The following is a 13,317-nucleotide window of genomic DNA, read 5'->3' on the forward strand; positions in this document are numbered from 1 at the left end:
TGACAATGTTATAACACCGATCGCAAAAATGACTGCAGTTTCTGCGTGAAGATCTCTGGGATCTCCTCCTGCGGAGAATGCCCGCAAGGCAAAGCTTCTCCCTGCACGTGCGTCGCTTTTTCTCTCCAGGTATCCACCACATCATACAACTGCCCTACCGTGCCCTGAGCCCCCCACAGCAACAGTAATGGACACTCAATACGCGCAGACGCATCCGCAGCATCGTCTTCAAGATCAATCGATGCTGCGGCACGATAATCTTCGCAGACCGCATGGATCATCTCTGGATTCTGGTAACAGCGCAGGTATTCATTGAACGCATCTTCTGATGTCGCCCCCGCAGTTTTTAACTGACCGGCAATATGCTTGCGCAGAAAAAATGCCGGATCGTGCGCGATCATTGTTTCCGGTAATGGAAAAGGTTGGATCAGGAAAAACCACCAAAAATAGCGCGTGGCAAACGCCTTATTGGTTAACGCGTACATTGTGGCTGTCGGGGCTATGTCGATGAACGTGCAACACGTCACACTGTCAGGATAATCAAGGGCCAGCCGATGTCCCACCCGTCCTCCACGGTCATGCCCGACAAAAGCGAACCGCGGATAACCCAGAATCTCCATCAGCATGACAATATCCTGCGCCATCATACGCTTTGAATAGGTACGATGCGCCGGGTCACTCGCCGGTTTGTCGCTGTCTCCATAGCCCCGTAAATCCGGCAAAATCACCGTGTGGCTTTTCACCAATTCCGGCGCGACTTTACGCCATGTGATGTGGTTCTGCGGATGGCCATGTAAGAGCACTAACGGTGAACCGTTTCCTCCGATGGCGACCCGGATTGTTAAACCATTTGGCAGCCGTACATCCTTTAATGCAAACCCAGGAATGAACGGAGAAGCGCCGCATTCAATAACTGTACTCATCACTGTCTCCTGCCTTCTTTGCTTGCCCGACATTGCCCCCGTTTCATCGCCATCTCTTTTCTTAGCCACGTGCGGATGCCGGACACTTTAACCATGGGCGCCGCGCGTAATGCTGCGCCTCAAAATTTACGATCTCTGGCAGATATTGCAGTGTCCAGGCAATCGCATCTTCGCCAGCGGCCAACATCTCTCGTTTGAGTTCACTAATGACAAAAGGAAGTGTTTCATCTGCTGTCACAATCTCGCAGCGTTCAAGAGAAACCGTGATCAGATTGCTGTCAGCCTTCGCAGCTAACTGTGCCAGACGAGCCAGAGACGCGTCATCCAAAGAGATTGTCAGGATCCCGTTGCGCTGGCAGTTGTCATCAAAAATCCCGGCGAAAGTGGAACCTAACAGCGCCCGGATGCCCAACTGTTTTAATCCCCAAACGGCATGTTCGCGGCTCGATCCGCAGCCAAAGTTGGGGCCGACCAGCAAAAACGTCGCGTCCTGCCAGCCCGGCATATTGAGAATAAAATCGGGATTAGGCTGACCATTGCCCAGGAAACGGCGATCGAAAAACACCCCTTTATTCAACCCCTGACGATCGATCCCTTTCAGGAACTGTTTAGGCATAATCACATCGGTGTCGATATTCGGTTCCAGCATTGGCGCAATTCGCCCGCTAATTTGCTTAAACGTATCCATCTCATTCCCCCGCCTGAAGTAATGTCCGAACATCGACCAGATGCCCTGCTACCGCTGCTGCCGCGACCATCGCCGGGCTCATTAAATGCGTTCTTGCCCCTGCGCCTTGCCGCCCAGGGAAATTACGGTTCGTACCCGATGCGCAGCGATCGCCTGCTGCCAGTACGTCCTCGTTCATCGCAAGGCACATTGAGCAACCCGACTGACGCCATTCAAAACCAGCATCAATAAAGATTTTCGCCAGCCCCTCGTCTTCCGCCTGGCACCGGACCTGCGTTGAACCGGACACAATAATCCCGCGCACATGGCTGGCAATTTTGCGTCCTGCCACGACTTTCGCGACGGCCCGCAGATCTTCAATACGGCCATTCGTGCATGAGCCAATAAAAGCGTGCGAAATACGAAGGTCACTCACCGGCGTACCGGGCAGCAGATCCATATACTGGAGAGCTTTCTCAAGCGCGAGGCGTTTAAGTGGATGCGTTTCGTGTTCCGGGGATGGGACATGGCCGGTGATCGCACAGGTTTGATCCGGGCTGATCCCCCAGGTCACTTTAGGTTCAAGATCGAGACAGTCGATCGTCACGGTCTTATCAAAAACCGCATCAGCATCACTACTTAACTGCGACCACTCCTGCAATGCCTGTTGCCAGAGTTCACCTGCGGGCATTTGCGGCTTCCCGTGGATATAGTCAAAAACCTTTTCATCCGGCGCAATAATCGCACCGCGAGCTCCTGCCTCCACGGCCATATTGCAAAGCGTCATTCGCCCCTCAACACTCAGGGCACTGATTGTTTCACCGTCGAATTCGATGGCATATCCTGTCGCACCATCTGCGCCAGTACGTTCGAGTAATTCAAGAACGATATCTTTTGCAGAACAACCAAAAGGCAATTCACCCTTAACGCTGACACGCAGGGTTTTCAGCTTGCGATAGACCAGCGTCTGAGTCGCCAGCAGGTGTTCGATTTCCGACGTACCGATACCAAATCCCAGAGCGCCAAACGCACCGTAAGTGGTGGTATGGCTGTCGCCAGCCGCAATCACCATTCCGGGCATGACCAGCCCTTGCTCGTGGGCAACGACATGTTCTATCCCTTGCCGTGGGTCCAGCACATCAAATAACGTGATACCAAAATCAGCGGCATTTTCCCGAAAATAATCAACCTGTAACTGACCGCCGGGATCCGTCATCAGCATATCGCGCTGCGGCCGGGTGGGATTAACATGATCAACATTCAGCAGAAAGGCTTCCGGATGCCGCACCGGCCGTCCCTGTTCCCTTAACCCGCTAAATGCTTGTGGACTGGTATATTCATTGAGTATCGAACGATCGATATAAAGTAAAACATGCCCTTCGTTATCAAGTTCCCGAACGGTATGCGATTCAACTAATTTTTCATACAGCGTTTTAGCAGACATAGATATATTCCTGGGGTAACGAATGGCTGAATAATGAGATATTCGTCATTGAGGCTTTTAGCTATAGTGACACATTCATGAAAAAACGATGATTCCAGTCGGGAAAGTATAAAAACACACTTCGTGTTGGTGAGCAGACGCCGCCCAGAGTAGGTTGCGCTGCGATCACAACAATTCCGCAGGCACCGCTGACCTGATTATGTTCATATTTTTATTGTGCCCAGAGGGACAAAACGAAATGGCGTATTTTATGAAATGGAGATCGTCAGAGGTTAACCAGATAATAAAAACGTGGTTATTTTTAAGATACAGAGTTAGCCACGCGTTTTAAACGCACCAGGATGGTAATCGGGATTAATCAGAATTGTGGCAGCGCTTTTGGACGCTGCCATCCCGAGGATGGAAACGTCCGTTAGCGTTTTATTCGATAGTCAGCTCACACGAGTTCTTTGAGCTGCTCCTGCATATAGGTCGAAAAATACTCTGGATTCTTGATAAGGATACGGTTACCGGAGGCGACTTTTTCTGCCCATCCGGCTACTTTTTTCGTGAACTCAGGATTCCATCCCTCCTGCTCACCCCGTGCCATTACAACTTCCGGACTCGCTGGCACACCTAAGTCATGCAAATACTTTAGGATTCCCTTAGCGGTACTTTCATCCATTGAATGGGGTACTGACGCCGAAGTGTTCATACCACCAATAAAATCCAATGCTTTCTCAATTGCTGTTGGCATGCTCTTATCCTTAAAATTAACCACGTGAGAGACACATTTATACTATGTACCCAACTCCGCCGGGATATCAAAGAGAACGTTGCCTTTATTTGATTTACCCCGCAGCTAAACGCTTGCGGCGGCTGTTTTCTGCACAATTAATTCGCCATTCCGGCCAAAACCAGCCCGGTCGCCACCGCATTACGCGGCCCTTCGGTACCACGAATGTTGCCCTGTCCGGCGACAACCCCGTAATGTGCCAGCGCGTCGGTAATCATCTGTGGGATTTCGAAATCCAACGAGGAACCGCCCACCAGCACCACGAAAGAGATATCGCGAATGGATCCGCCGGGAGACACCTGGCGCAATGCACGCAGGCAGTTGGTCACAAAAACCTTCTCTTTGGCCTGACGTCGCACCAGACGAATTTTTTCCAGCGAAGTCTGGTTATCTACCGGGATCAGCTCGCCACCTTTCAGATACACCACTTTGGCGAATACTGATGGGCTGAGCGGTTCGCGGAAAAACTCCACCGCACCGTTCTCATGACGAATACTGAACAGGCTCTCTACTTTCGCCAGCGGGTATTTTTTTATTTCCTCGGCCAGAAACGGATCGCTCAGACCCAGCTCCGTCTGAATCAACAGGCTGACCATATTACCCGCACCGGCCAGATGTACCGCCTTTACTGTCCCTTCGCTATTGATGATGGCTGCATCAGTGGAACCTGCGCCTAAATCGAGGATCGCCAGCGGTGCAGCACATCCAGGCGTCGTTAACGCACCTGTCACGGCCATATTGGCCTCTACCCCTCCTACTTCAACGGAGGTGTTTAATCGCGCGCTCAACTCGCTGGCAATAGCCTGCATTTGTAAACGATCGGATTTCACCATCGCCGCAATGCCGACAGCATTTTCCATCGAACACTCCCCGGCGATGCCGCCCTGCACCTTGCGCGGAATAAACGTATCAACCGCCAACAGATCCTGAATATGCACCGCGTTCATATCATGCCCAGTCAGCGAGGCCATCACCTTACGCACTCGCTCCAGCATGCCGCCTGCGTGCGTACCAGCTTCCCCACCAATATCTCGCACGGGCGCGCAGGCGTTCATCGCCTGCATAATGGCCTGCGCACCTTGCGCTACGTCGGCTTCACCGCCACGCTTTTCACCACGGATAAAGATCTTACCCGCCGGGATCACTCTTGATTGCACATCGCCCTGCGGGGTTTTCAGCACCACGGCGGAGCGGTTACCAATCAGCGCTCTGGCAATAGGGACGATGGTTTGTGTTTCCTCCGGCGTCAGGGCAAAGAAGGTAGCGATACCGTAAGGATTCGACAGCACCCGCACCACCTGTCCCGCGGCCGCCACTTCCACCGCCGCCAGCACGCCTTCCGGCACCTTCTCCAGCAGGGTGACTTCATCAACCACCGGCATTGGCCGACGCAGGCGATTATTCACCAACACGCCATCATCTTTTTTCAGGATCGCCGCCACCACGTTGATTCCGCGATCCAGTGCCTCATTGATGAGCCAAACTGCCTCGAGAAAATCCATTGCCTCACCCACCAATGGGATCCAGCCCTGAGCAAATCGATCCTCACTCAATGCCGCCAGCTTCTCCACAGCAATGGTGGTTCCCATTCCCACGCCAACGCCGCCGGGCGTTTGTGGGTTATGCCCTATCATCGTTGATTCGGTAATGATGGTTTCCGTGATGGTTTCCATCGCCACATCGCCAATCACCGGAGCGGCTTCATTGATACAGATTTTCGCCACATCTTTAAGCGACCATGGCGTTTTTTCCAGCGCCTGCTGCAGGGAAGCGACCACCCCGGCAATATTGTCCCGCGTTCCTTTCATGCCCGTGGTCGCGACAATCCCGCTGGCGATAAACCGGTCATGCTGCGCCAACGCCACTTCCGTGGTGGCGTTGCCGATATCAATCCCTGCGATTAACGGCATATTCCCTCCGTCACTGGCTGCCTTTACGCAGCTTGTTTCTCTGCTGATACACCTCTGCCGACTCACGCACAAATCCGGCGTTCACCGTCGCGTGCCAGGTATGTTCCAGCTCATCAGCGATCGCCTGTAGCTCCGCGAATGAAGAGCGAAACGGACGTAGCGCGTTGTAGATTTCCAGAATGCGGGTATCCGGGATGGCAATCAGTTCGGCCGCGCGGCGGAAGTTGCGCGCCACGGCGTGACGTTGCATCTGTTCGGCAATCTGCGCCTGATACTCCAGCGTTTGCTGAGAAATACGCACATCCTGCGGCCCTACATGTCCCGCCAGCACATTCTCAAGGGTGATATCGGTTAGCGGTTTCCCGGTGGGGGTCAGGATTTTCTCCGGGCAGCGGGTAGCTAAAGGATAATCCTGCGCGGTCATGATGTTGTCGTTCATTGTCATTCCCTTACTAATGCAATATGCAGCGTGACAGGCGCAGCATCCTGCACCACATGCTTGGTTTCTTTAATGTGAAACAGCGCGGCTTTGGCCATAAATTTGGGGCGCACCATCTGGTCATTGACCACCGGAACCGGCGAGGGCGACTCTTTGCGTGCATAGCGCGCAGCGTTCTTTCCAATCTGGCGATAGGTTTCCAGCGTCAGCAGCGGGGCCTGAGAGAAGAGTTCAAGGTTACTCAGGGGCAGTAAATCACGCTGATGAATAACTGTGGTTCCCTTTGACTGAATACCAATCCCGATGCCGGAGCCACTGAGGTTCGCCGCATCCCACGCCATAAAAGAGACATCAGAGGTGCGCAGAATTCTCACCACTCGCGCATGCAGCCCCTCTTCTTCAATCCCTGCCACCAGCTCTTTCAGAATCGCGTTGTGCGGCATATCAATCAGGGTTTTATGCTGGTGCTTGCCAAAGGCCGGCCCGACGCCAATCACCACTTCATCAGCGCGATCGTCTGCTTTTGCCGCCTCGCCTTCACTGACCTGCAAGGTAAAAACGGGCTTACGTTCAGTTGTGCATTCCACGGTGTACCGCCTTATTCAATCGAGCTGGGCTGAACCACGCCCGCAATATTTTTAATTTCTGCCCAGCGTTCGGCACTGATGCGATAGCCGGTGCCGGGTCCCTGATAATCATTGATGTCATTCACGGCGCTGACCACGTCGAACTGACGATCCAGAATGGCCGATGTTTGCAGGTAATCACCGGTCACGCGCTGTCTCAACATATTGAGAATATTGCTGGCGATATCTTCAAATCCGCTACCGCTTAGCGCCCCGACGATATCCAGCCCGGTAATGTTGCGCTTCATCATCTCTTCCACTGCCGCCAGATCTTCCACCACATTGCGCGCAGGCATGTCTTTGCTGCCGTGAGCGTAGGTGGCAGCCTCCACTTCCTCATCACTGATAGTCGGCAGGCCCAGTTCGCGGAATACCGCCTGGATAGCCCGCGCCGCCTTGTTACGGATAGCGATGGTTTCTTCTTCGGTTACCGGGCGCAGGCCGCCGTCAACCATCAGGTCACGTTGCAGTATGTTGTAATCATCGAAGTCTTCAGCATCGAAGTTAGAACCGGCAAACATGTTGTCGTAATTGGGGACGGCGCTATAGCCAGAGAAGATAAAGTCGGTGCCGGGCAGCATCTGCATCAGGGTGCGGGCGGTACGGCGAATATCGGAGTGTGAGAAGGTCTGGTCATTAGCCGAGGCCACTTCAAGGTCGAGCATCGACGCAATCAGGTTTTCAGCCAGTACCGCGCGGATCCCCGACGGCACTGCGCCCGTCATCCCGATACAGCTAACCGCGCCGTTTTGCAGCCCCTGTACACCCGCGCCTTTGGTGATAAAAATGCAGCGCGACTCCAGATACAGCATCGATTTACTTTCGGAATAGCCCATCAAGGCTTCCGAACCGGTACCGGAGGTGTAGCGCATCTTCAGGCCGCGGGACGCATAGGCCGAGGCGAGAAACGCTTTTGACCATGGCGTATCGTCGCCGTCAGTGAATACCGATTCCGTTCCGTAGACCGACACCGTTTCGGCGTAGCTGGTTAACCCACGCATTCCCAGCTCCAGCTCAGTAGCCTCTTCAACAGAACATTGTGTCAGTACGCCAGGGCGACCACACTGAGAACCGACCAACAGCGCAAGGGCGTTAAACGGCGCATAGCGGGCAATCCCGACCGTCGTTTCCTGCTCGGAAAAACCACGAATCCCCGCTTCAGCGGCATCGGCGGCAATCTGCACCGGATTATCTTTCAGGTTGGTCACGTGGCACTGGTTAGAGGGGGTGCGTCGGGCGCGCATTTTTTGCAGCGCCATCATCATCTCTACCACGTTCATTTTCGCCATCACCTCCACCGCTTTCGCCGGGGTAATAGCGGTGGTAATGGCAATGATCTCTTCGCGACTGACGTGGATATCCACCAGCATTCTGGCGATCTCCAGTGCGTCGAGCTGCATGGCACGCTCGGTTTCAGCCACGTTTATCGCGTAGTCGGCAATAAAGCGGTCAATCATGTCGAACTCGGCGCGGCGCTTGCCGTCCAGTTCAACGATACGACCCTTTTCCACCTTCACAGAAGAGGCTGGATCGTAGGGACTTTCCATGGCGATCAGACCTTCTTCCGGCCATTCGCCAATAAGCCCATCCTGATTTACAGGGCGCTTCGCAAGAACTTCGAATCGTTTTGATCTTCTCATAGTTTATAGACTCAAAAGATAAAGAATAGGGACGCCAGGCTGTATCGCTGGTGCTCTATCCCCCCAGCAATCGCCTTTATCAGCAATAGCCGAACTTTAAATGAGCAGGCCGATAAAAAAATAAAATTAATTACGTTCCAATTTGATACATATTTAAATGTCAGCGTTTCATATTGAAACGGTCAACAGGAATATCCATAAAGAATTGTGACGCGCTTAAATGATCATTATCAACAAATGCCGAACGCAGGGAATTAAATTAATATTTTAGAAAAATCCACACTATTGACTTAATAACGCGTCGCGAGAAAATACAGAAAACCCAATGAGAAAAAATAGCTGTAGCGCGATATTTTTTGCGACCTCAGCCCTACAACCTTGTCAGGAGATACTGTGAATAAGAGCCAACAAATCGCCACCATTACGCTGGCGGCCGCAAAGAAAATGGCGACTGCCGTCGAGGCAAAAGCGATTGAAATCAACGTTCCGGTGGTCTTTTCCGTGGTCGACCACGGCGGAAACACGCTACTGATGCAGCGCATGGACGAGGCGTTTGTCACCAGTTGTGATATTTCTCTCAATAAAGCCTGGACCGCCTGCTGTCTGCGGCAGGGCACCCATGAAATTACCGATGCAGTACAACCAGGTGCTTCTCTATATGGTTTACAGCTCACCAATCAACAGCGAATCGTTATTTTTGGTGGCGGTTTACCTGTTGTATTTGACGGTCAATTAATTGGTGCCGTCGGCGTTAGCGGCGGCACCGTGGAACAAGACAGATTATTAGCAGAAACCGCACTGAATTGTTTCTCTGAATTATAATTTAAATCTAAGAAGGTATATTATGAGCTATCGTATGTTTGATTACCTAGTGCCAAATGTGAACTTCTTTGGCCCCAATGCTATTTCCGTTGTCGGCGAACGTTGCAAACTATTAGGCGGTAAAAAAGCGCTGCTGGTCACCGATAAAGGTCTGCGGGCGATAAAAGACGGTGCGGTAGATAAAACGCTGGCACATCTGCGTGAAGCCGGGATTGAGGTGGTCGTATTTGACGGCGTAGAGCCGAACCCTAAAGATACCAACGTGCGCGACGGTCTGGAGGTCTTTCGTAAAGAGCAGTGCGATATCATCGTTACTGTCGGCGGCGGTAGCCCGCATGACTGCGGTAAAGGTATCGGTATCGCAGCCACGCACGAAGGCGATCTCTACAGCTATGCCGGGATTGAAACCCTGACCAACCCGCTGCCGCCGATTGTCGCGGTGAATACCACTGCCGGTACGGCCAGCGAAGTCACCCGCCACTGCGTGCTGACCAATACCAAAACCAAAGTGAAATTCGTGATCGTCAGCTGGCGTAACCTGCCGTCGGTTTCCATTAATGACCCGCTGCTGATGCTCGGTAAACCCGCCCCGCTGACCGCCGCCACCGGGATGGACGCCCTGACCCACGCCGTGGAAGCCTATATTTCCAAAGATGCCAACCCGGTCACCGATGCCGCCGCTATCCAGGCGATCCGCCTGATCGCGCGTAATTTACGTCAGGCTGTGGCGCTGGGCAGCAACCTGAAAGCCCGTGAAAATATGGCCTATGCTTCGCTGCTGGCGGGTATGGCCTTCAACAACGCCAATCTCGGCTATGTTCATGCGATGGCACACCAGCTCGGTGGTCTGTACGACATGCCGCACGGCGTGGCAAATGCGGTATTGCTGCCACACGTAGCCCGTTATAACCTCATCGCTAACCCGGAAAAATTTGCCGATATCGCTGAGTTTATGGGCGAGAACACCGACGGGCTGTCAACCATGGATGCCGCTGAGCTGGCCATTCACGCCATTGCTCGTCTCTCTGCTGACATCGGCATTCCGCAGCATCTGCGCGATCTGGGTGTCAAAGAAGCCGATTTCCCGTACATGGCGGAAATGGCGCTGAAGGACGGCAACGCCTTCTCTAACCCGCGCAAAGGGAACGAGAAAGAAATTGCCGAGATCTTCCGTCAGGCATTCTGATAGTACAGGGGGCGCAATGTCACTTTCATCACCGGGCGTACATCTGTTTTATCACTCACGCTGGCAGGATACTCGCGTGCTTGATGAGCTGTGCTGGGGACTGGAAGAGCAAGGCGTCCCTTGCCGGGCAATCTGTTGCGACGAGCATGACTGCGCACTGGCATTGAGCAAACTTGCGGCCAAAAGCTCCACGCTGCGTGTCGGTCTTGGTCTTAACGCCACGGGTGATATTGCTATAACCCACGCCCAGTTGCCCGAGGATCGGGCGCTGATCCGTGGTCATATCGCCGCCGGAATGGCGCAGATCCGCACGCTTGGTGCCAATGCCGGTCAACTGGTCAAAGTGCTTCCTTTCAGCGAGATAACATAAATGTACCGTATCTATACCCGCACTGGTGATAAGGGCACAACCGCGCTGTTTGGCGGCAGCCGTATCGACAAAGACGATATCCGCGTGAATGCCTATGGCACCGTGGACGAACTGATTTCCCAGCTTGGCGTCTGCTACGCCAGCACGCGCCTGACAGAGCTTCGCCAGGATTTACATACCATCCAGAAGACGCTGTTTGTGCTCGGCGCGGAACTTGCCAGCGATGAGAAGGGTCTTGCTCGCTTAACGCAGACGATTAGTCCCGAGGATATTCAGGCGCTGGAGCAGCTTATTGATCGCAATATGACGCAAAGCGGTCCGCTAAAAGAGTTTGTTATTCCGGGGAAAAACCTCGCATCGGCACAGCTACACGTTGCGCGCACGCTGGCGCGTCGGCTGGAGCGACTCCTCATCACCATGGGCAGAACGTTGACGCTGCGTGATGAGCTTAAGCTTTACATCAATCGTCTGTCAGATGCGCTGTTTTCGATGGCCAGAATCGAAGAAACTACTCCAGATGTTTGCGCTTAAACTGGCTGGCATCGATGTCGTACTGCTTCATCTTGCGCCACAAGGTGGTGCGGCCAATATTCAACAGTTGCGACATTTCCTGCACACGTCCGCTGGTGACGCGGGCGGCATGGATAATCGCCTCTTTTTCGATGGCGGTAAACGTCAGGCTGGCTGGCAGCAGTGAAGATGCTGCTTCCAGACCCGGACGTTCGGCAAACAGATAATCCGGCAGATTACTCAGGCGAATATGGCCATTGTCGCTACTAATGGCGATATTTTCGATAATGCTGTTGAGTTCAAAATCATTGCCCGGCCACGAGTAGGCCACCAGTTGCGCCAGCGCGTCATCGTCCAGCTTCAGGCTGGATGAAAAGCGTTTTTTCAGGCTATTTAAGCGTGTATGAATCAGCGCCGGAATGCTGTTACGCCGTGCCCGCAGCGGTGGAATAACAATTTCAAAGGAGTGTAACGCGTAATACAGTTGGCGGCTAAAGCGGTTTTGCTCCACCAGGTTGGCGAGATCAACCGTGGTAGTAGCAATCACTTTGACATCTACCGGGATCAGGCGGCGGGCATCAAGGCGGGTCAATACGCCCTGCTTGATAACCTGCAACAACGCGGATTGCAACTCTGGTGCCAGATACTCAATTTTTTCCAGAAACAGCGTACCGCCGTTCGCCAGTTCAAGGCGGCTCAGCCGACCGTTTTCATCATCGGTTGGCGCACTGCCCATAAAATCCTGCCCCAGCACGCTGTTGGCATACAGTTGGCAGTTCACGGCGATATACGGCCCGCTGGCACGCTCACTTTCATTGTGAATAGCCTGGCTCAATAGCTCTTTACCCACTCCCTCTTCACCACACAACAGAATAGGGAAACTCCCTCTCGCCGCCTGGCGACCAAAATGGATCAGCCGACGGGTTTCCGGGTCATCCGTCGACATCTGTTCAAAGGTGTGGCTGACTTTTCCGAGCTGGCTGGTCATCAGTTGGCGCATTTGTTCGACCGGGTGCAGCAGCAGAATAAAGCTGTTGCCCTGCTCTTCAACAATCGGCTTCAGGGTAATGACGGCATCAACAAACTGATGCTGACTTTCAAAGGTGACTTCGACGTGATTCAGGCCGCGGGCATGTTTTATCGCCCGGCGCAGCAGCATGGGCAGATTGAGCAAGTCATTAATGTTTTTACCCTGGCTGGCCTGTGCATCCAGATGTAAAAGCAAAGCGGCACGGGCATTAAGAAATTGCAGAACGCCCTGCTCGTTCCACGCCATCACGCCATCATCCATGCTTTCCAGCAGTCCGTACATCTGATTCAGATGGCGGTTAGATTCGGCCAGCAGGCTATCAGTCAGCAAAGAGTTGCCGACTTCTCTGGCAATCGCCAGCGTCAGGGACAAATCAGAAACGCACTCATGCTCTACCAGACAGCACAAAGAAATAGAGCCAAACAGTCGACCATGGTTATCGAAGACCGGCGTCGAGCAGAACGACCACGGATGCAGCGCCTGCTTAAAATGCTGATCGCCAGAGGTTTTTGTCGGCTGCCCTGGCATCGTTGCCAGCGATAGCGCACAACTGCCGATAATGCTTTCCGCACAGTAGCTACCGTCACGAAAGCCAAGTTCCGCCAGCTGTTCCACCGTCTGCGGATCGCCGCACCGGCTGAGAATACAAGCCGATTCATCCAGAATCAGCAGTGCGCACGGACGTCCATCCATAAACTCCCAGGCATCTTCCAGCGCAGCCTGTCCAATCGTCAGTAGCGCAGTCTTACGGCGACAAATCGACGCAAAAGTCAGTCCCTGTGCCTGATGCGGTGCCTGCCAGGTTTCCCGCTGCATAAACTTGCTGCAACGATGCCATGACTGAGCAATGACCGAAGAGACTTCCTTCCCGATGCCATGAGTGTGCGCCGTCATATCCATTTCCGCTGTTTTACCATAGACAACCCCTCCGGCAGAGACTGCCAGAGGGGGAGAAGATGCCAAATAAAAGGCTTA

Annotated in this window: 13 protein-coding genes; 4 read left to right on the forward strand and 9 right to left on the reverse strand. The window is 53.3% G+C overall.

Going from position 1 to position 13,317, the window contains the following annotated elements; translation table 11 throughout:
- Positions 1-8 precede the first annotated feature (8 nt).
- From FDX24_RS01830 to FDX24_RS01865, 8 genes are all read right to left on the reverse strand, one after another.
- Positions 9-923, reverse strand: a complete 915-nt coding sequence (locus FDX24_RS01830; RefSeq protein ID WP_137363737.1) for an alpha/beta fold hydrolase — start codon at positions 921-923, stop codon at positions 9-11.
- Positions 924-984: 61 nt separating this feature from the next.
- Positions 985-1,611, reverse strand: a complete 627-nt coding sequence (leuD, locus tag FDX24_RS01835) for a 3-isopropylmalate dehydratase small subunit (protein ID WP_137363738.1) — start codon at positions 1,609-1,611, stop codon at positions 985-987.
- Between the two features lies 1 nt (position 1,612).
- On the reverse strand, positions 1,613-3,034 hold the full coding sequence (gene leuC, locus FDX24_RS01840) for a 3-isopropylmalate dehydratase large subunit (protein ID WP_137363739.1): 1,422 nt from the start codon (positions 3,032-3,034) through the stop codon (positions 1,613-1,615).
- Positions 3,035-3,470: 436 nt separating this feature from the next.
- Positions 3,471-3,794: a DUF1889 family protein gene (locus tag FDX24_RS01845; RefSeq protein ID WP_001573898.1), complete on the reverse strand. Its 324-nt coding sequence runs from the start codon at positions 3,792-3,794 to the stop codon at positions 3,471-3,473.
- Between the two features lie 113 nt (positions 3,795-3,907).
- Positions 3,908-5,719, reverse strand: a complete 1,812-nt coding sequence (locus tag FDX24_RS01850) for a diol dehydratase reactivase subunit alpha (RefSeq protein WP_137363740.1) — start codon at positions 5,717-5,719, stop codon at positions 3,908-3,910.
- A gap of 10 nt (positions 5,720-5,729) precedes the next feature.
- Positions 5,730-6,158, reverse strand: a complete 429-nt coding sequence (locus FDX24_RS01855) for a glycerol dehydratase small subunit DhaB3 (RefSeq protein WP_005131409.1) — start codon at positions 6,156-6,158, stop codon at positions 5,730-5,732.
- Between the two features lie 2 nt (positions 6,159-6,160).
- Positions 6,161-6,745 carry a propanediol/glycerol family dehydratase medium subunit gene (locus FDX24_RS01860; RefSeq protein ID WP_040230555.1) on the reverse strand — a complete coding sequence of 195 codons (585 nt, stop codon included), beginning with the start codon at positions 6,743-6,745 and terminating at the stop codon, positions 6,161-6,163.
- An 11-nt stretch (positions 6,746-6,756) separates the two neighbouring features.
- Entirely contained in the window at positions 6,757-8,424 is a 1,668-nt protein-coding gene (locus FDX24_RS01865) for a propanediol/glycerol family dehydratase large subunit (RefSeq protein ID WP_061068648.1), read from the reverse strand.
- A gap of 393 nt (positions 8,425-8,817) precedes the next feature.
- Between FDX24_RS01865 and FDX24_RS01870 the strand changes: the two genes are divergently transcribed.
- Genes FDX24_RS01870 through FDX24_RS01885 form a run of 4 tightly spaced genes read left to right on the forward strand, consistent with a single transcriptional unit; the run spans position 8,818 to position 11,333 of the window.
- A complete protein-coding gene (locus FDX24_RS01870) occupies positions 8,818-9,246 on the forward strand; it encodes a heme-binding protein (RefSeq protein WP_061068649.1) in 429 nt (142 codons plus the stop codon).
- Positions 9,247-9,268: 22 nt separating this feature from the next.
- Positions 9,269-10,432 (forward strand): 1,3-propanediol dehydrogenase, encoded by a 1,164-nt coding sequence (gene dhaT, locus FDX24_RS01875; RefSeq protein ID WP_048213323.1) that lies wholly within the window; start codon positions 9,269-9,271, stop codon positions 10,430-10,432.
- A gap of 16 nt (positions 10,433-10,448) precedes the next feature.
- Entirely contained in the window at positions 10,449-10,802 is a 354-nt protein-coding gene (locus FDX24_RS01880) for a glycerol dehydratase reactivase beta/small subunit family protein (RefSeq protein WP_137363741.1), read from the forward strand.
- On the forward strand, positions 10,803-11,333 hold the full coding sequence (locus FDX24_RS01885) for a cob(I)yrinic acid a,c-diamide adenosyltransferase (protein ID WP_137363742.1): 531 nt from the start codon (positions 10,803-10,805) through the stop codon (positions 11,331-11,333).
- Here FDX24_RS01885 and dhaR read toward each other — a convergent pair.
- Positions 11,311-13,236: a dihydroxyacetone kinase operon transcriptional regulator DhaR gene (gene dhaR / locus FDX24_RS01890; RefSeq protein ID WP_048213505.1), complete on the reverse strand. Its 1,926-nt coding sequence runs from the start codon at positions 13,234-13,236 to the stop codon at positions 11,311-11,313. The genes FDX24_RS01885 and dhaR overlap by 23 nt on opposite strands.
- Between the last annotated feature and the right edge of the window lie 81 nt (positions 13,237-13,317).

The sequence above is a fragment of the Citrobacter sp. wls716 genome (genome assembly GCF_005280975.1).
GTDB lineage: Bacteria > Pseudomonadota > Gammaproteobacteria > Enterobacterales > Enterobacteriaceae > Citrobacter > Citrobacter youngae.

What these genes read in the sequence shown, in the direction of transcription:
- dhaR (WP_048213505.1), bottom strand. Translation starts at nt 13,236, where the DNA reads ATGACGGCGCACACTCATGGCATCGGGAAGGAAGTCTCTTCGGTCATT.
- dhaT (WP_048213323.1), top strand. Translation starts at nt 9,269, where the DNA reads ATGAGCTATCGTATGTTTGATTACCTAGTGCCAAATGTGAACTTCTTT.
- FDX24_RS01830 (WP_137363737.1), bottom strand. Translation starts at nt 923, where the DNA reads ATGAGTACAGTTATTGAATGCGGCGCTTCTCCGTTCATTCCTGGGTTT.
- leuD (WP_137363738.1), bottom strand. Translation starts at nt 1,611, where the DNA reads ATGGATACGTTTAAGCAAATTAGCGGGCGAATTGCGCCAATGCTGGAA.
- FDX24_RS01865 (WP_061068648.1), bottom strand. Translation starts at nt 8,424, where the DNA reads ATGAGAAGATCAAAACGATTCGAAGTTCTTGCGAAGCGCCCTGTAAAT.
- FDX24_RS01885 (WP_137363742.1), top strand. Translation starts at nt 10,803, where the DNA reads ATGTACCGTATCTATACCCGCACTGGTGATAAGGGCACAACCGCGCTG.
- leuC (WP_137363739.1), bottom strand. Translation starts at nt 3,034, where the DNA reads ATGTCTGCTAAAACGCTGTATGAAAAATTAGTTGAATCGCATACCGTT.
- FDX24_RS01850 (WP_137363740.1), bottom strand. Translation starts at nt 5,719, where the DNA reads ATGCCGTTAATCGCAGGGATTGATATCGGCAACGCCACCACGGAAGTG.
- FDX24_RS01855 (WP_005131409.1), bottom strand. Translation starts at nt 6,158, where the DNA reads ATGAACGACAACATCATGACCGCGCAGGATTATCCTTTAGCTACCCGC.
- FDX24_RS01880 (WP_137363741.1), top strand. Translation starts at nt 10,449, where the DNA reads ATGTCACTTTCATCACCGGGCGTACATCTGTTTTATCACTCACGCTGG.